Annotated in this window: 18 protein-coding genes; 7 read left to right on the top strand and 11 right to left on the bottom strand. The window is 62.3% G+C overall.

What is annotated here, in order from left to right; genetic code table 11:
• Positions 1-55: 55 nt before the first annotated feature.
• The 3 genes from IM739_RS18070 (at position 56) to IM739_RS18060 (ending at position 1,610) form a co-directional block, all read left to right on the top strand.
• A complete protein-coding gene (locus tag IM739_RS18070; RefSeq protein ID WP_237369051.1) occupies positions 56-940 on the top strand; it encodes a methylated-DNA--[protein]-cysteine S-methyltransferase in 885 nt (294 codons plus the stop codon).
• A 65-nt stretch (positions 941-1,005) separates the two neighbouring features.
• Positions 1,006-1,239 carry a CopG family ribbon-helix-helix protein gene (locus tag IM739_RS18065; RefSeq protein WP_237369050.1) on the top strand — a complete coding sequence of 78 codons (234 nt, stop codon included), beginning with the start codon at positions 1,006-1,008 and terminating at the stop codon, positions 1,237-1,239.
• A 5-nt stretch (positions 1,240-1,244) separates the two neighbouring features.
• A complete protein-coding gene (locus IM739_RS18060; protein WP_336886398.1) occupies positions 1,245-1,610 on the top strand; it encodes a type II toxin-antitoxin system RelE/ParE family toxin in 366 nt (121 codons plus the stop codon).
• Here the strand turns inward: IM739_RS18060 and IM739_RS18055 are convergent.
• Positions 1,558-2,541 (bottom strand): sugar-binding transcriptional regulator, encoded by a 984-nt coding sequence (locus IM739_RS18055; protein ID WP_237369049.1) that lies wholly within the window; start codon positions 2,539-2,541, stop codon positions 1,558-1,560. The genes IM739_RS18060 and IM739_RS18055 overlap by 53 nt on opposite strands.
• A gap of 237 nt (positions 2,542-2,778) precedes the next feature.
• Here IM739_RS18055 and tal point away from each other — a divergent pair, with 237 nt between their 5' ends.
• Entirely contained in the window at positions 2,779-3,735 is a 957-nt protein-coding gene (gene tal, locus IM739_RS18050; protein ID WP_237369048.1) for a transaldolase, read from the top strand.
• 85 nt (positions 3,736-3,820) lie between these two features.
• On the opposite strand, the gene IM739_RS18045 is transcribed toward tal, so the two are convergent.
• Entirely contained in the window at positions 3,821-4,279 is a 459-nt protein-coding gene (locus IM739_RS18045; protein WP_237369047.1) for an SH3 domain-containing protein, read from the bottom strand.
• A 153-nt stretch (positions 4,280-4,432) separates the two neighbouring features.
• On the opposite strand from IM739_RS18045, the gene IM739_RS18040 reads away from it, so the two are divergent.
• Both IM739_RS18040 and IM739_RS18035 read left to right on the top strand, forming a co-directional pair.
• Entirely contained in the window at positions 4,433-4,891 is a 459-nt protein-coding gene (locus IM739_RS18040; RefSeq protein ID WP_237369046.1) for a MarR family winged helix-turn-helix transcriptional regulator, read from the top strand.
• Positions 4,888-6,804 (top strand): FUSC family protein, encoded by a 1,917-nt coding sequence (locus IM739_RS18035; protein WP_237369045.1) that lies wholly within the window; start codon positions 4,888-4,890, stop codon positions 6,802-6,804. Before IM739_RS18040 ends, IM739_RS18035 begins: the two co-directional genes overlap by 4 nt.
• An 85-nt stretch (positions 6,805-6,889) precedes the next feature.
• On the opposite strand, the gene IM739_RS18030 is transcribed toward IM739_RS18035, so the two are convergent.
• The 6 genes from IM739_RS18030 to IM739_RS18005 form a co-directional block, all read right to left on the bottom strand.
• The gene (locus IM739_RS18030; protein ID WP_237369044.1) at positions 6,890-8,314 is read right to left on the bottom strand and encodes a gamma-aminobutyraldehyde dehydrogenase; all 1,425 of its coding nucleotides are present in this window, start codon (positions 8,312-8,314) and stop codon (positions 6,890-6,892) included.
• A gap of 25 nt (positions 8,315-8,339) precedes the next feature.
• The gene (locus tag IM739_RS18025) at positions 8,340-9,155 is read right to left on the bottom strand and encodes an ABC transporter permease (RefSeq protein WP_237369043.1); all 816 of its coding nucleotides are present in this window, start codon (positions 9,153-9,155) and stop codon (positions 8,340-8,342) included.
• The gene (locus IM739_RS18020; protein ID WP_237369042.1) at positions 9,145-10,095 is read right to left on the bottom strand and encodes an ABC transporter permease; all 951 of its coding nucleotides are present in this window, start codon (positions 10,093-10,095) and stop codon (positions 9,145-9,147) included. Before IM739_RS18020 ends, IM739_RS18025 begins: the two co-directional genes overlap by 11 nt.
• Positions 10,092-11,081 carry an ABC transporter ATP-binding protein gene (locus tag IM739_RS18015; RefSeq protein ID WP_237369041.1) on the bottom strand — a complete coding sequence of 330 codons (990 nt, stop codon included), beginning with the start codon at positions 11,079-11,081 and terminating at the stop codon, positions 10,092-10,094. Before IM739_RS18015 ends, IM739_RS18020 begins: the two co-directional genes overlap by 4 nt.
• 180 nt (positions 11,082-11,261) lie before the next feature.
• On the bottom strand, positions 11,262-12,419 hold the full coding sequence (locus IM739_RS18010; RefSeq protein WP_237369040.1) for an ABC transporter substrate-binding protein: 1,158 nt from the start codon (positions 12,417-12,419) through the stop codon (positions 11,262-11,264).
• Between the two features lie 157 nt (positions 12,420-12,576).
• Positions 12,577-13,485 (bottom strand): LysR family transcriptional regulator, encoded by a 909-nt coding sequence (locus IM739_RS18005; protein WP_237369039.1) that lies wholly within the window; start codon positions 13,483-13,485, stop codon positions 12,577-12,579.
• Between the two features lie 179 nt (positions 13,486-13,664).
• Here IM739_RS18005 and IM739_RS18000 point away from each other — a divergent pair, with 179 nt between their 5' ends.
• Entirely contained in the window at positions 13,665-14,561 is an 897-nt protein-coding gene (locus IM739_RS18000; protein ID WP_237369038.1) for a DMT family transporter, read from the top strand.
• A gap of 85 nt (positions 14,562-14,646) precedes the next feature.
• Here IM739_RS18000 and IM739_RS17995 read toward each other — a convergent pair whose 3' ends face one another.
• Genes IM739_RS17995 through IM739_RS17985 form a run of 3 tightly spaced genes read right to left on the bottom strand, consistent with a single transcriptional unit; the run spans position 14,647 to position 17,316 of the window.
• Positions 14,647-15,489 (bottom strand): metal ABC transporter permease, encoded by an 843-nt coding sequence (locus IM739_RS17995; RefSeq protein ID WP_237369037.1) that lies wholly within the window; start codon positions 15,487-15,489, stop codon positions 14,647-14,649.
• Complete coding sequence (locus IM739_RS17990) at positions 15,486-16,343, bottom strand: metal ABC transporter permease (RefSeq protein ID WP_237369036.1); 858 nt, start codon at positions 16,341-16,343, stop codon at positions 15,486-15,488. The genes IM739_RS17995 and IM739_RS17990 overlap by 4 nt, the downstream gene beginning before the upstream one ends.
• The gene (locus tag IM739_RS17985) at positions 16,327-17,316 is read right to left on the bottom strand and encodes a manganese/iron ABC transporter ATP-binding protein (RefSeq protein WP_237371107.1); all 990 of its coding nucleotides are present in this window, start codon (positions 17,314-17,316) and stop codon (positions 16,327-16,329) included. The genes IM739_RS17990 and IM739_RS17985 overlap by 17 nt, the downstream gene beginning before the upstream one ends.
• Positions 17,317-17,318: the final 2 nt, after the last annotated feature.

The raw sequence follows: 17,318 nt of genomic DNA, 5'->3' as shown, positions 1-17,318 counted from the left end.
GGTGGCATCGCGGTCCATGTCATGGTGAAGTCGCGTTCGACACGAGGACCAGACCATGACACTTGCGCAGCATATCGATCTTTCCCGCAGCACAGACATCACACCGGATGGCGGCGACTACGAGACCGTGCGCCAGGTGATCGAAATGCTGACGCTCGACTATCAGAGCCAGCCGTCGCTGGAGACGATTGCCGAACGGCTCGGCCAGTCGCCGACACAGTTGCAGAAGACGTTTACCCGCTGGGCAGGGCTCTCGCCGAAAGCGTTTTTGCAGGCGGTGACGCTCGACCATGCCAAGCGGCTGCTTGGTCGGGAAGAACTGCCCTTGCTGGAAACATCGCTGGAGCTCGGCCTATCCGGACCCGGCCGCCTGCACGATCTGTTCGTCACCCATGAGGCGATGAGCCCGGGCGAATGGAAGGCCAAGGGTGCCGGCCTTGTCATCCGCTACGGTTATCACCCGTCGCCGTTCGGCGTGGCGCTGGTCATGGCAACCGATCGCGGGCTGGCGGGGCTCGCCTTTGCCGATTTCGGCGGCGAACAGGCCTGTTTCGACGACATGGCCTGCCGCTGGCCGAATGCGCAGTTTGTCGAGGACCAGGCTTCCACGACGCCTTATGCCGAGAGGGTCTTTTATCCGGCGCGCTGGTCGTCGGAAGAACCGCTGCGGGTGGTGCTGATCGGGTCCGATTTCCAGGTCAGGGTCTGGGAAAGCCTGCTCAGCATTCCACTCGGCAAGGCCGTCACCTATTCCGACATCGCCAGCCGGATCGGCCAGCCCACCGCAAGCCGCGCGGTGGGGGCAGCCGTCGGCCGCAATCCGATCTCGTTTGTCGTGCCGTGCCACCGGGCACTCGGCAAAAGCGGCGCGCTCACCGGCTATCACTGGGGACTGACCCGCAAGCGGGCGATGCTGGGCTGGGAGCAGGGGCGGGTCTGAGCGTTGAGCCGGCAGTCGGGAATCATTTTTGTTGCAGATCGCGAAGCGTGTGCGACAATCTTTCGATGAAAAACATGATCGTCCTGTCCGATGATATCACGCAGCGTCTCGACGAACTCGCAGAGCGGACGCGTTTGACGCGCGAGCAGATCGTTGAAGACGCTCTCACTCATGGCCGTTCGCTCGCCTGGCGAGAGAAATGGGCGGCAGGTGTGCGGGAAGGCATGGATGATGCTGACGCCTGCGACTTTGCAGAGGATCACGAGATCGCGGTCGTTCTTGAAAAGTTCAAGAATTAATCTCCGTGCAGATCGTTTGGACCAGACGATATCTGCGCGAGTTTGCCTTAGTCAATGACTACATCGGCGAACGCAATCCTCGAGCTGCGAATCGCATAGTTAACGAGATCCACTCCAGGACGGCGCTTATGCTGTCGAAAAATGCCTTGATCGGGCGTGTCGGCGAAATAGAGGGAACCCGCGAACTCGTGCTGGCGGGAATTTCGTGTATTGTAGCTTGCCGCGTTCATCGGGAACGAATTGAAGTCTTGTTCGTCCAGCATGCCGCGCGCGAATGGCCGCCAGAGGCCTATCTGTCGCGGTGCTGTGTTTCAGTTCTCACGCCTCTTCCGCCAATGCCAGCAATTGCCGCGCAGCACTCTCGTCTGTGATTAGCGTGTTGCAGCCGATGCGCTTGATCGTGGCGCGGATCGCGACGGCACGGTGGGCGCCGCCGGACGAGATGACGATGTGTTTCGCCTTTTTCAGCGTATCGAGATCGACCGACATGACCCGCTCGTTGATCGGGTGATCGACCGAGCGGCCTTCGGCGTCGAGGAAATTGAACATGGTGTCGCAGACGCAGCCGGCGGCGATCAGTTCCTCCAGCGTCTCGTGGCTGATGAAGCCTTCCGACAGCGAGGTCGAGTGCGGACCGATGTCACCGCAGGAGACGATGGCGAGGTCAAGGTTTTCGGCAAGGTCGTAGAGCGTCTTCAAGCCGCATTTTTCGATCAGCGCCCGCTTGGTGGCAACGGAATCGACCAGAAGCGGCGCAAGGAACATGTAACATTCCGCGCCGAGCTGGCTTGCCAGCCGCCAGGTGTAGTCGATCGGGTTGGTCTGGTGGACGGCGACGATGCCGCCGAGCAGCGAGACGACCTTGCAGTTTTCCCGGCGCGGCGGGCGAAAACCCGACAACGAGGCGGTCATGGTCCGGCCCCAGCCGACCCCGATCGTGGCATTGTCGGTCACCACTTCGGTGAGGAACTGGCCGAGCGCCAGGCCGACGGCTGAGGCGATCGAGGCGGCATCCTGGCTGGCCGGCGAGGGAACGACCACGGCTTCGTCGAGGCCAAAGGCTTTTTCCAGCCGCACAGCCAGCTCGACGCAATCACCGATGCCTTCGCTGATCCAGATCTGCACTTCGGCCCGCTTCAGGGCCTCGTCGAGCATGCGAATGACGGTCGAGCGGCTGATGCCGAGACGGTCGGCGACACCCTTTTGCGTCAGGCCCTGGTTGTAGTAGAGCCATGCCGCGCGCAGGCGCAGCGATGCCGCATCCGAATAGGTGCTGTGGGTTTCCCGTCTGAGCTTGGCCAAAGGTTGCGGTATCCTGATGATGTCCGCGCATACTATTTCCCGATATGATACTTATGTCAAATCTGTTGCACAAATGTCTTGACTTCCTCCCCTTCCGATGGCGATAGTTCAGGCTATAGGCGCGCGCGTTCATCTTGCAGGTCTGTGGCCCAATCTTTGGCCCGGATCTTCGAGCCAGAGCTTCGGGAACGAATGGCGGCCGAGTAGGTTAACTGGGCAAATTCGAAGGATATCCGCATGACTTCCAAACTCGAACAGCTTCGCGCCATGACGACCGTTGTTGCCGATACCGGCGACATCGAGGCGGTCGCGCGCCTGAAGCCTGTCGATTGCACGACAAATCCGTCTATCGTCCTCAAGGCGCTGGGCACGGATGCCTTTGCCGATGCTTTCAAGGAAGCGATTGCCTGGGGCAAGGCCAAGGGCGGCAAGGATGACGCCGTCGTCGGCGCCATCGCCGACCGTATGGCGATCTCGGTCGGTGCCGCGCTTGCAGCGCTCGTTCCGGGCCGTGTCTCGACCGAAGTCGATGCCGACCTGTCGTTCGACACCAAGGCTTCGATCGAGAAGGCGCATGGGATCATTGCCGGCTACAAGGAACGCGGCATCGAGAAGGATCGTATCCTGATCAAGCTCGCCTCCACCTGGGAAGGTATCCGGGCTGCCGAAGTGCTGCAGAAGGAAGGCATCGACTGCAACCTGACCCTGCTGTTCTCCAAGGCCCAGGCAATTGCCTGCGCCGAAGCCAAGGTGTTCCTGATCTCGCCCTTCGTCGGTCGCATTCTCGACTGGTACAAGAAGTCGACCGGTGAGAACTACACGGCGGAAACCGATCCGGGCGTCGTCTCGGTGCGAGCCATCTACGACTATTACAAGGCGAACGGCATCAACACGATCGTCATGGGCGCGTCGTTCCGCAATGCCGGTGAAATCGAAGCGCTGGCCGGTTGCGACCGCCTGACGATCAGCCCGCAACTGCTTGACGAATTGAATGCTGCCGAAGGCAACCTGCCGCGCGTCCTTTCTCCGGAAAAGGCCAAGGCCGAACCGCTGGTCTCGCTCGATGAAAAGGCGTTCCGCTGGGCGATGAACGAGGATGCGATGGCGACCGAAAAGCTTGCAGAAGGCATTCGCGGCTTTGCCAAGGATCTCGGCACCTTGCGTGGCCAGATCTCCAAGGCGCTGGCCGCCTGAGGCGGCAAACCGCAGACCCAAACCTCCCGAAAAGGCGTCGCGATCCACCCGCGGCGCCTTTTTCGTATGGATCAGATGGCGAAATTCACGGTCTGGGTGGCCGGTGCGGACGATCCGGCTTGTTCGGGAAGGGGATCGGAATGATCGGCTGGATTTCCAGCCGCCGGTCATCATAGGGCATGAAGCCGGCATCTTCGAATAGGAAACGGCCATCGACCCAGCCCGAAACGCGGGGACGATGGACGGTTGCCACCCGGCACCAGTATCCGCCCCGGCTTTCGCGGCAGTTCAGCCGTTCGATCGGCGAGCCTTCATCCAGCATGTGAATGACGCGAAAGTTCGGGCCCGCGCCGGAATAGACCGCAAGACGGGCTCCGGGCGGCAGGCCGCGGACATGCCAGAGGTAGGTATCCATCATCTGGCCGCCGCCTATATCCGGGGCGGGGATCACCTGCGGTTGCTGGGCCATCGCAGGAAAGCCGCAGGCTGTGGCGCTGAAGACGATCGCGCTGGCTGAAAGGGCGGCTGCGAGAATGCGGCGCATGCGGAATCTCCGTGATTTTCCGGGATCATAAAGGGCCGAAGGATCGTGTGCCACCTGTTTGCCGCAGCAGGGTAAACAGCCTTTTCTCCAGGTCGGTTGTCAGAAAACCAAAAATACTTGCTATACAAACTATTTTTATGCCAATGAAATTCTATGAGTGAAAATCCAAAACGCCTTCTGGGCATGCGACTGGTGGGGCTTGCCCGCCACTGGCGACATTATCTCGATGAGCAGCTGGTCGCCTCTGGCCTGACCGATGCAACCTGGGCGCCGTTGATGCATTTGCATCGGGCCGGCGATGGGCTGCTGCAGAAGGATCTTGCGGCCCGAATCGGTCTCGATGTTTCGAGCCTTGTGCGGCTACTCGACATTCTGGAAGCGCAAGATCTAGTGGTGCGACATCCAGACCCGCATGACCGGAGGGCGAAGCGGCTGCGCCTGACGCCTAAGGGCCACGCGCGGGTCGAGCATATCCGCGACAAGGTGGAGCCACTGGAAGACGGCTTGCTTCAGGACCTGGATGAGAACGAGGTTCAGGCTCTGTTTTCTGCCTTCGAGCGGATCGAGGCAAGGTTGCGGACGAAGCCATCCCATGCGGGACCACAGACATGATTGTGTTTCCGCCTCTTGCGAGGTTCGGCTTCGACATGCCGCGCCTTCGCTTTGCCTTTCGAACGGCCATTGCAGCATGCATCGCCTTCCTCCTGGCGTGGCGGCTTGGCCTTGATCATCCGCAGTGGTCGGCCATGACCGTCTGGGCGGCATCCCAGCCGACGCGCGGCCAATTGCTGGAAAAGGGCCTGTTTCGGGCGTTTGGCACGGTGATCGGCGTTGTTGCAGGCGTCGCCCTGCTGATGGTGGTGGACGGCGCGCCATTTTTCCTTGTCGTCGGTCTTGCCGTCTGGATCGGGCTCTGCGTCACGGTCGGTAACCTGCTTCGCGGGCTTGTCTCGTATGGCGTGATGCTGGCCGGCTATTCCGCGGCGATGGTGGCATTGCTCGACTACGGCCATCCGGCTCATGTCTGGGTGCTAGGCCTTGATCGTGCCGCCACCATCTTCCTTGGAGTTGCCGTTGCGGTGCTGTTTGGCTTCCTGCTGACGCCGGCGGCGGCCGAGGACGAGATGATCGGCCGGATGCGGCGGCTGACGGCACGCCTGCTCGACCGTCTTTCCGACCGGCTTCGTGAAGGCGGTCCGGCGGCCTTGACTGCCGAGGAAGTGGCGATCCTGTCCGAAATGGCGGCGGTCGATGAACAATGCGACCCGCATGCCGCCGGATCCCTGCGGCGACGCCAGACGGTGCGTGCCATGCGCTCCATCCTTTCTGTGCAGATTTCGCTGCTTCTGGCGGCGCGTCGTATTGAGACGGGAGGGTATGCAGCCTGTGCGGCGACGCTGCGCAACGCCAGCGCGCGGATGACTGCGGGGGATGCGACGAAAGAGCCGCTTCGGCTGCTCGTCCAGGCCACCGTCCAGGCGGATGGCCTCCTAGATCTGGGAGAGGCGCTGACCGCGCTGGCCGAGGGTATCCGTACATATCGGGCCGGTATTGCCGCGCAATCCGTCGAGCCGCCGGCAGCCTATCCGAGTATCCTGCACCGGGACTGGGTGGGTGCGCGTGAAGCCGGTATCCGAGCGACACTCAGCCTCATCGTCGTCGGCATGGTCTGGGTTGCGACCGGCTGGCCGTCGCTTGCTTTCCTGATGCTCGGGCTGTCGATCATGACCACGGTCTTTTCGACCTTCGACAATCCGACGCAGATCCTGCGCTCGGTCTTCCTGGGGCAGGTTTATGGCTGCGCGGGGGCTCTTGCCTGCCTATACCTGGTCTGGCCGCTTGCCGGCAGCGAATTCCAGGTTGTGCTCTTGACCCTGCCGTTCATTCTGGCGGCGCCGCTGTTCTTCTCCCATCGACATACCGTAGCGTCGGCCTTCGACTATGCGATGGTTTCGATGCTGCTTCTGCATCCGCACTATCCGGTAAGCGGCAATTTCATTCAGTCGCTGCTGTCGGGCATGGCGGTTGTTTCGGCGCCGCTGGTGGCCTATTTCGCCTATCGCCTGATCTATCCGGTTACCTTGCAGCGAAGGCTGGATACGCTGATCGGCATGATGGTCGGCGAACTGCAGTTCATGGCACGAGCCGAGGATGCCACAGAACACCGCCTCGTCTGGCGGGCGCGGCTCTATCACCGCCTGCTGCGCATGGTGCGCTATGCCGAGCGTGGCGGACGGGCCAGCCCACAAGTAGCCGAGACGGGCATTGCCGTTCTGTCGATCGGCCAGGCGATACTGACATTGCAGGAGCTTGTGCGTGGCGGACGGCTGTCTGCCTCAGAGGAAAGGGCCACCCTTGCCGCGCTGCAGCGGTTGAAACAGATCTGCAGCGAGCCGGGCAAGGTGTGCATCGCGCTGAGCCGTGTCGGCGATCGGCTGAGGAGCCGGCATGAAGCGAGTTCACGCATTGTCGCGGCAGCGGCGCATTCGCTCGATTCTCAACTGGAATTCTTCAGTCCGAGGTGATGACAGATCCATCTGTCGGCCCCCGACGACAATGGGCGCAAACCGCGGAACGGTTTGCGCCCTTGTTGCGCCCGGCCAAGCGGCGTCAATGTGCTATCATCACATGGCGCACTGCGGTGTAGTCCTCCAGCGCATAGACCGACATGTCCTTGCCGTAGCCGGACTGCTTCAGGCCGCCATGCGGCATCTCGTTGCACAGCATGAAATGCGTGTTGATCCAGGTGCAGCCATAGCGGAGCTTGGCCGCCGTTTGCATGGCGCGCGAGATGTCCTTGGTCCAGACCGAGGAGGCAAGGCCGTAGTCGCTGTCATTGGCCCAGGTGACCGCCTGATCGACATCCGAAAAGCGGGTGACGGACACGACCGGGCCGAAGACCTCGCGGCGGACGATCTCGTCGTCCTGCAGCGCGCCGGCGATCACGGTCGGGGCATAGAAGAAGCCCTTGTCGGAGCCGAGCTTGCCGCCGGTGACGACTTCCATGTGCTTGTGTTCGGAGGCGCGGGCGACGAAGCTTTCGACGCGGTCGCGCTGGCGCTTGGAAATCAGCGGGCCGATCTCGTTTTCGGTGTCGTCGGCCTGGTTGTATTTCAGCGTCGAGACGGCGGAGGCAAGGTCGGCGACGAATTTTTCGTAGACCTTGTCGGCGGCATAGATGCGGCAGGCCGCCGTGCAGTCCTGGCCGGCATTGTAATAGCCGAAGGTGCGGATCGCTGAGACGACAGCATCGATATCGGCGTCGTCATAGATGATGACAGGCGCCTTGCCTCCCAGTTCGAGATGGGTGCGCTTGACGGTCTTGGCGGCGGCGGCGAGCACCTTCTTGCCGGTGGCGATATCGCCGGTTATCGAGACCATGCCGATCTTCGGGTGGTTGATGATGGCGTTGCCGACGCTTTCGCCGCGGCCGAGCACGACATTGACCACACCCTCCGGCAGGATCTCGGCCATCAGCTTGGCCATTTTCAGCGCGGTCAGCGGCGTCTGTTCCGATGGCTTGAAGACGACGGTGTTGCCGGCGGCGATCGCCGGGGCCAGCTTCCAGGCCATCATCATCAGCGGATAGTTCCACGGCGCAATCGAGCCGACGATGCCGACCGGATCGCGGCGGATCATCGAGGTGAAGCCGGGCAGATATTCGCCGGCGACCGGGGCATGCATCGAGCGGATCGCACCGGCGAAGAAGCGGTAGCAGTCGACGATGGCGGGGATTTCGTCGTTCAGCACGGCATTTATCGGCTTGCCGCAGTTGAGCGCTTCCAGCGTGGCGAAGCCAAGGGCGTCTTTTTCGACGGCATCGGCGATCGCCAGCAGATAAGCGGAACGCTGGCCGGGCGTTGTCGCCGACCAGGACTGGAAGGCCTTGTCGGCGGCATCGACGGCACTATCGATCTGCGACAGCGAGGCTTCGGGCAGATCGAGGATCGTCTCGCCGGTCTTGGGGTTGAGGATCTTTTCCTCGATCTCGGTACCGGCTTCGAATTTCGAGCCGATCAGCATCTGGATGTCCATGTCGTTCTCCCTCATTTTTTGACGGTTATTTGCCACTGCCGGATACCTGGTCGGTATCGCGGGTGAGATAAAAGGCGGCCAGGATCGGCAGGAAGGTGACGATCACCACGACCATGGCGACCACATTGGTGACCGGGCGCTGGCGCGGGCGGATCAGTTCTTCCAGCATCCAGATCGGCAGGGTCGACTGCTGGCCGCCGGTGAAGGTGGTGACGATGACTTCGTCGAAGGACAGTGCAAAGGCGAGCATGCCGCCGGCCAGAAGGGCCGTCGCGATATTCGGCAGGATGATGTAGCGGAAGGTCTGGAAACCATCTGCGCCCAGATCCATCGACGCCTCGATCAACGAGCCGGATGTGCGGCGGAAGCGGGCCACCGCATTGTTGTAGACGACGACGACGCAGAAGGTGCCGTGGCCGAGAATGATCGTCCACATCGAGAAGGGGATCTCACCCAGCGAAAAGGCCGAGCGGAGCGCAATGCCGGTGATGATACCGGGCAGCGCGATCGGCAGGATGACGAGCAGCGAGATCGCTTCGCGGCCGAAGAATTTCGTCCGGGCGACGGCGGCGGCGGCCAGCGTGCCGAGCACCATCGCGATCAGCGTCGCGATCGAGGCGACCTTGACCGAGAGCCACAGCGCTTCCCAGATGTCGGGACGGTTCCAGGCAACGGCGAACCATTTGGCGGTCAGCCCCGGCGGTGGCCACTGGAAGCTCTTTTCCTCGGTGGTGAAGGCGTAGACGAAGATCAGGAGGATCGGCAGATGCAGGAAGGCGAGCCCGCCCGCGGCTGCAAATTTCAAGGGCCAGCCGGCCGAGGCGGAGCGATCAGAGCGCATCGAAGGCCCCCATGCGTTTGGCGATGGTCAGGTAGATGCCCATGATGATGATCGGCACGACGGAGAAGGCGGCGGCGAGCGGGATATTGCCGGCCGTGCCCTGCTGGGCATAGACCGCCTGGCCGATGAACAGCCGCGACGATCCGATGATCTGCGGGATGATGTAGTCGCCCAATGTCAGCGAGAAGGTGAAGATGGAACCGGCGACGATGCCTGGCAGGGCAAGCGGGAAAAGCACGTGGCGGAAGGTCTGGCGCGGATCGGCGCCAAGGTCGCCCGAGGCTTCGATCAGGTTGCCAGGCACGCGCTCGAGTGCGGCCTGGGTCGGCAGGATCATATAGGGCAGCCAGACATAGACGAAGACGATGAAGGTGCCGATATAGCTGATCGACAGGGAGTTGCCGCCGATCACCGGCGTCGCCAGTATACCGTCGAGCAGCCAGGTCAGGTGCAGCTTCTCGAAAATCCAGGTGAGGATGCCTTCCTTGGCGAGGATCAATTTCCAGGCATAGATCTTGACCAGGTAGCTCGACCAGAGCGGCAGCATGATGCCGAGATAAAACACGGCCTTCCATTTGCCGGTGGCATAGCGGGCAGCGTAGTAGGCGATCGGGAAGGCGAGCAGGGCAGACGCGAGCGTGACGGCGATGGCCATCAGCAGCGTGCGCAGGATGATGTCGAAATTGGCGGGGATGAGCAGCTGCTTGTAGGTGGCGAGCGTGAACTCGTAGCTGATCAGGCCGGAGAAATCGTCGATGGCAAAGAAGCTCTGCAGCAGAAGCGCGATCAGCGAGCCGACATAGATGATGCCGAGCCAGAGCAGGGGCGGCACCAGCATCAGGACCAGCAGCAGGTTGGGCCTCCGCCAGAACAGATCCGATAGCCGCCCCGCCAGGCCGCTGCGGCCGGGAAGAATGGCGGTGGTGGAGGCCGTGCTCATGCCAGGTCCTCCATGGTGTGCAGGTCACCCGGCTGCCAGGTGATGCGGGTGGTCTCGCCGGGGTTCGGCACGGGCTGGCCCGCCGGAACCATGACGGAGAGCGACAGGCCGCCGACGTCGAGGAACAGACGGGTGGCGCTGCCGAGGAAGCTTTTCGAGCGCACCGTCGCAGTCGTGCCGCCATCGCTCGTCAGGCGGATTGCTTCGGGCCTGAGACTGGTCCATTTCGCCGCGCCGCCAAGCTTTGCCATGTCGGCCGGTGCAATCACGTTGGAGGAGCCGACGAAATCAGCGACAAAGCGGGTGCGCGGGCGGTTGTAGATTTCTTCCGGCGTGCCAGCCTGGACGATCCGGCCGTCGTTGAAGACGGCGACGCGGTCGGCCATAGAGAGTGCTTCGCCCTGGTCGTGGGTGACGAAGATGAAGGTGATGCCGAGCGAGCGTTGCAGGCTTTTCAACTCTTCCTGCATCTGCTCGCGCAGCTTGAGGTCGAGCGCGCCGAGCGGTTCGTCGAGCAGGAGGACCTTGGGCTTGTTGACCAGGGCGCGGGCGAGCGCCACACGCTGGCGCTGGCCGCCGGACAACTGGCCGGGCTTGCGGCTGCCATAGCCGGGAAGCTTGACCAGCTCGAGCGCCTTTTCGGCTTCGCGCAGGCGCTCCGCTTTCGCCACACCCTTGACCATCAGGCCATAGGCGACGTTGTCGAGGATGCTCAGATGCGGGAAGAGGGCGTAGTCCTGGAAGACCGTATTGACGTTGCGGCGATAGGGCGGAACGCCGCCGGCCTTTTCGCCAAAGATCTCGATCTCGCCACTGGTCGGCTGCTCGAAGCCGGCGATCAGGCGCAGGCAGGTGGTCTTTCCCGATCCCGACGGCCCGAGCATGGCGAAAAACTCGCCGGGTTGGATGGTCAGGTCGACCGCGTCGACGGCTTTGACAGTGCCGAAATGGCGCGACACCTTCGTGAAGGAAACGGCAGCGGTCATGGGGACTCCAGAATTTTCATGGGTGCCGGCGTGAGGCCGGCGTGGGCCAACACCCTCCCCTTGAGGGGGAGGGTCGGACCGAAGGTCCGGGGTGGGGTGACGACCAACATGTCGAAATGCCAGGGGATCCCCCCACCCGCGCGTTCCGCGCGACCTCCCCATCAAGGGGGAGGTGGAAGATCAGCGTCCGCCGATCACGCCGATATAGTCGGATACCCAGCGGTGGTAGGGTACGCATTCGCCCTGGCTGCATTTGCTGGTCGGGGTGCGCCAGAACTTGATCTTGTCGAAGTTGTCGAAGCCGTTGGTCGTGCAGCCTTCGTCACCATAGAGCGCATTGCCCTTGCAGGCCGCCGGAACGGAGGGAACCGTGCCGAACCAGGCCGAGACGTCGCCCTGGACCTTCTGCGACAGCGAATGTTCCATCCACATATAGGCGCAGTTCGGATGTTCGCTGTCGGCATGCAGCATGGTGGTGTCGGCCCAGCCGGTCACGCCTTCTTCCGGGAAGGTCGAGGCGATCTTGGCACCTTCGGCCTTCATCAGGTTGACCTGGAACGGCCAGGAACCGGAGGCAACCACGCCTTCGTTCTTGAAGTCGTCGATCTGGATCATCGCGTCGTGCCAGTAACGGCCAACCAGCTTGCGCTGGCCGCGCAGCAGGTCAAGCGCTGCCTTGTACTGGTCCTCGTTCAGTTCGTAAGGATCCTTGATGCCGAGTTCCGGCTTGTGCTTCATCAGGTAAAGGGCTGCGTCGGCGACATAAATCGGACCGTCATAGGCTTGTACGCGGCCCTTGTTCGACTTGCCGTCCGGCAGGGTCTGTTCTTCGAAGACAACGTTCCAGCTCTTCGGGGCTTCGCCCTTGAAGGCGTCGGTATTGTACATCAGCACGTTGGCGCCCCAGACGTAAGGAGTGCCGTAATGCACGTCGTTGACCGTATGCCACGGTGCGTTCTGCAGGCGCTCGTCGATGGTGCTCCAGGACGGGATCAGAGCGGTGTTGATCGGCTGGACGCGCTTGCCGGCGACGAGGCGGAGCGAGGCATCACCCGAGGCGGTAACGAGGTCGAAGCCGCCTTCGTTCATCAGGGCGACCATTTCGTCGGACGTGGCCGCGGTCTTGACGGTGACCATGCAGCCGGTCTTCTTTTCGAATTCGGTGACCCAGTCGTAGTTCTTGTCGGTCTCGCCGCGTTCGATATAGCCGGCCCAGGCAACGATCGAGAGTGCGCCTTCGCCTGCGCCGAGCGCCTGAAGCGGCTCCTGGGCGACGGCGGCAGAGGTGAGGCTCAGAATGGAGGCAAGGACGGTGCAGGACTTGAGAATGGACTTCATCGCGAGGTCTCCCGGTTTTTGAGGTGCCGTATTTTCACGGCGTTTTGTTCCCGGTTCGAAAGGTGCCGCGAAAAATCCGCATTCGCAAATTCATTCGTCAGAAAGACGTTATCGGTTTTTCCGATATCGGCACGGCTTGAGGGGTATTCTCCGCAAATTACCGAACGCGGCCGCTGCGTGTCGCTTCCGCGATGCCGACGAAGTCACGGGCGGCCTGAGGCAGGCTCGATCCCTTGCGCCAGACCATGCCGACCTGGACGACGGGAAGGGCGCCGGAGACGTCGCGGCTTTCGATGCGGTCGCCTTCCAGCGACCAGGGGCGGTAGACGAGATCGGGCAGAAGGGCAACGCCGGCGCCGGTGGCGACCAGGCTGCGCACGGCTTCTACGGAGCGGGTGCGAAAGGCGACATGCGGGCGGGCGCCAAGCGCCGACAGGAGCTTGCCGGTGTTTTCCTCGATTTCGTCCACCGTCAGCATGATCAGCGGCTCTTTGGTGATATCGGCAATCGAGATGATGTCGGCCGAGACCAACGGGTGGCCGATCGGCAACCAGAGGCGATAGGGCGAGGTTTCGAGGATTTCCGCCTGCAGCGCCAGCCGGTCGCGCAAGTTGGAGATGACCATGACGGCCACATCCAGTTCGCCGCCGACAAGCAGATGCTCGAGATAGGAGCCGTTGTCCTCGATAGCCGAGACCTCGACGCCGGGGCAGGCGCGACGGTAACGGGCGAGGAGGTCGGACAGGACATAGCCTGCAACCAGCGAGGTGACGCCGATGTTCAGCGTGCCGCCGGTATTGTTCTTGGTTTCGGCAAAGGAATTGCGGGCATCCGAAACCGTGGCGAGGATCTTGGTCGCATGGCGCAGGAACTGGTGGCCGTTATAGGTGATCGACAGGCCGCGCGGATGGCGTTCGAACAGTTCGACGCCGAGATCGCCTTCCAGTTCCTTGATCGCCTCGGTGACCGAGGATTGGGAAATCGACAGGTTCTGGGCGGCGCGGGTGACCGAGCCCAGTTCCGCGACGGCGACGAAATACTGCAACTGACGAATGGTAAAGGCCATGGCGACTATACAGCATGGAGACGAGGCTGCGAACAAGGGGCGGCAGCAGTTGTCAGGTTGCAGGGCAGCCATGAATTTCTGGACTAGGCAAATGGCGTCAGGGGTGTAGGATCAATCCGCTGCGCCGTGTTCGTGCACGGACTTACCCGATCATTTCCCCCAAGCCTTTGTACCCCATCATGAAATCGACGCCGCTCGGCTATACCTTTACCTTCCTCGCCTTTTCCGTCTTCGCCATTCAGGACGGTATCTCCAAGCATCTGGGGGTCAGCTATTCGCCGGTGCAGGTTGCGATGGTGCGCTACTGGGCCTTCGTCGCCTTCGCCCTGTTGCTGGCCAGCCGTGCGCCGGGTGGGCTGTCGGCAGCCGTGGCAACGAAGCGGCCGTTCCTGCAGGTGCTGCGCGGGCTGATCCTGTTTTCGCAGATCCTCATTTCCATCGTTGCCTTTACCAAGGTTGGGCTGGCGCAAAGCCAGGCGATCTTTGCCGCGGGTCCGATCTTTGTCGCGCTGCTGTCTATGCCGATCCTGGGCGAAAAGGTCGGCTGGCGCCGCTGGACGGCGATCGTCTTCGGGCTTGTCGGGGTGGTGATCATGCTCTCGCCGACGGCGGCCGGCTTCAATACCTATATCTGGCTACCGCTGATCTGCGCCGTGCTTGGCGCGATCTACGGTATCGTGACGCGCCTCGTCAGCCGTGACGACCAGCCCTCGACATCCTTCTTCTATCTGGCGATCGTCGGCTTCATTGGCGCGAGCCTGCTTGGTCCGTTCTTCTGGGTGCCGTTCACGGTGATCGACTGGGCGTGGATGGGGGGACTTTGCTGCACGGGCATCATCGGGCATTTCGCGCTGATCCGGGCCTATGAGAATCTGGATGCGGTGATCGTGCAGCCGATTTCCTACTGGCAATTGGTGATCGGTGCGGTGATCGCCATTTCCGTCTTCGGCGAAGTCCTGCGCTGGAACACGGTGGTGGGTGCTGCCATCGTCGTCGGCGCGGGCCTGTTCACGGTCTGGCGCGAATGGGTGGTTTCGCGCCGTGTCCGCCGGGCCGAGGAAGAGGCGCGGGTCTAGGACGTTCCCAGACAGCGCGGTTCACTTCGGCGCGCTGTCTGCTCGTTTCCGTCCAAAGTCGCCGCGCCATTCTGGCGGCACGGCTCTATAGCGTTGCCTGCGTGCGGCGATTGCGCAGGGCGCCGGTGATGAAGACAAGCACGAACATCGAACTCATGACCAGAACAATGGTCGGTGCCGGCGCGCTGTCGAGGAAGAAGCTCAGATAGATTCCGATCAACGAGGCCAGGACGGCGACCGATACGGCGGCGACCAGCATGGACTGGAAGCGGCGGGTGATCAGGAAGGCGATGGCGCCGGGTGTCACCAGCATGGCGACCGACAGGATGATCCCGACCGCCTTAAGGGCGCCGACGACGACCAGTGACAGGACAGCAAGCTGGCCATAGTGCAGAAGTCGCACCGACAGGCCGATGGCGCGAGCGTGCTGCGGATCAAAGGCATGGGCGAGCAGGTCCTTGCGCAGCAAGACCAGGAAGGCGGTGGCCGCCAGTGCGATCAGGCCGGTCTCGATCAGGTCGGAGGGCAGGATACCGAGCATGTCGCCGAACAGGATGTGGTCGAGATGCACGCTGCTCTCGACATTGACATAGAGCACCAGTCCCAGGCCGAACATGCCGGAGAAGACGATGCCAAGCACCGTGTCTTCCTTGATGCGGCTGTTTTCCTTGACGTAGCCGGTCATCAGCGCGCAGGCGAGGCCGGCGATGAAGGCGCCGATCGCCAGCGGAATACCGGCGATATAGGCGATGACGATGCCGGGCAGCACGGCATGGGACACCGCGTCGCCCATCAGCGACCAGCCCTTCAGCACCAGGAAGCAGGAGAGCAGGGCCATCGGCACCGCTATCATCAGGGTGATGACGAATGCCGTCTGCATGAAGGGCAGCTGGAAGGGAAGGAGCAGCAATTCGAGTGTTTCGGTCATGCCAGGGGCTCCAGGGCCTTGCGCGCGCGGCTGCGTGAAGCCAGCAACCCGTGCTTGGGGGCGAACAGGAAGGCGGCGACGAAGATCAGTGATTGCAGGACGACGATGACACCGCCGGTCGCACCGTCGAGGAAATAGCTGAGATAGGCGCCGATGAAGCTGGTTCCGGCGCCGATGGCGAGCGCCATCAGGATCAGCCGCTGGAAGCGATCGGTCAGCAGATAGGCAGTGGCGCCCGGCGTGACGACCATGGCGATCACCAGAAAGGCGCCGACCGTCTGCATGGCGGCAACGGTCGAGGCGGCGAGCAGGGTGAAGAAGATCACCTTCAGGCGTTCGGGCTTCAGGCCGATGGAGCGGGCATGGTTCTCGTCGAAGAAGGCGACCATCAGGTCTTTCCACTTGAGGGCCAGGACGAGGAGGCTGATGCCGCCGATCAGCACGAGTTGCAGCGTATCGGCCGGGGTGATCGCGAGGATGTTGCCGAGCACGATGGTCTTGATGTCGATCGAGACGGGCGAGATCGAGACCATGAACAGGCCGAGGCCGAAGAAGGAGGTGAAGATCAGGCCGATGATCGCGTCCTCTTTCAGCTTGGTACGCTGGTTGAGGAAGAGGATGGCGAGCGCTGCCAGACCGCCGGAGAGGAAGGCGCCGAAGGCAAAGGGCAGGCCGAGCATATAGGCGCCGGCAACACCGGGGACGATCGCATGTGACAGCGCATCGCCGATCAGCGACCAGCCCTTGAGCATGAGATAGGCCGAAAGAAATCCGCAGACGCCGCCGACCAGCGAACTGACGAAGATCGCGTTGCGCATGTAGTCATAGGTGAAGGGCTCAAACAGAACGTTCATCGTCAGCCTTTTCGAGAGCCGCTTCGGCCTTGCGTGCAGGCACAAGCGATGGCGATGGTGTCGCCTGTTTTGTAGCCGGGGTGCCGTAGATGACGAAGGGGCGCTCGTCATCGGTGATCACCTTGACCTCGCGGCCGTCGGCATCTTCGTGCAGGTCGGTGCCGGAAAGGACGAAATGACGCAAAGCACCGCCAAAGGCCGCCTTGAGATTGTCTTCGGTGAACGTCTCTGCGGTCGTGCCCGATGCGAGCACCGTGCCCTTGACGAAAATGGTGCGGTCGCAGAAGTCGGGAACACTGCCGAGATTGTGCGTTGAAACGAGCATGACGCGGCCTTCGGCGCGCAGGTCGCGCATCAGGGTGATGATCTGCTCTTCGGTGGTCACGTCGACGCCGGTAAAGGGTTCGTCGAGCAGGATGACCTGGCCTTCCTGGGCAAGCGCCCGCGCAAGGAAGACACGCTTGCGCTGGCCGCCGGACAATTCGCCGATCTGGCGCTTGCGGTAGTCGCCCATGCCGACACGGGCCAATGCCTCATCGACCAGGCGGCGGTCGTTCTTCGAGGGGATGCGGAGGAAATTCATGTGGCCGTAACGGCCCATCATCACCACGTCCTCGACCAGAACCGGGAAATTCCAGTCGACTTCCTCGGCCTGGGGCACATAGGCGATCAGGTTCTTGGCCAGCGCATCATGGACGCTCATGCCGAGAACACGGATCTGGCCGCCGGCGACCGGGACGAAGCCCATGATCGCCTTGAACAGGGTCGACTTGCCGGCACCGTTGACGCCAACAAGGGCGGTGATCGTGCCGGTGGGGATGGCGAAGCTTGCATGGCGCAGCGCCGTGTGGCCGTTGCGATAGGTGACCGTCACGTCGTCTGCGACGATACCCTGGACGCCTGCCAGTTCCGAGGCCTGGACGGCTTTCAGGCGGGACTGAGGCGATCTGGCCTGGCGCTGGCTGGAACCCATGA

The sequence above is a fragment of the Rhizobium sp. SL42 genome, from assembly GCF_021729845.1.
Classification (GTDB): Bacteria; Pseudomonadota; Alphaproteobacteria; order Rhizobiales; family Rhizobiaceae; genus Allorhizobium.
Note: the sequence above shows the minus strand (reverse complement) of the source record. Positions and strands in the feature narration are given on the sequence as shown.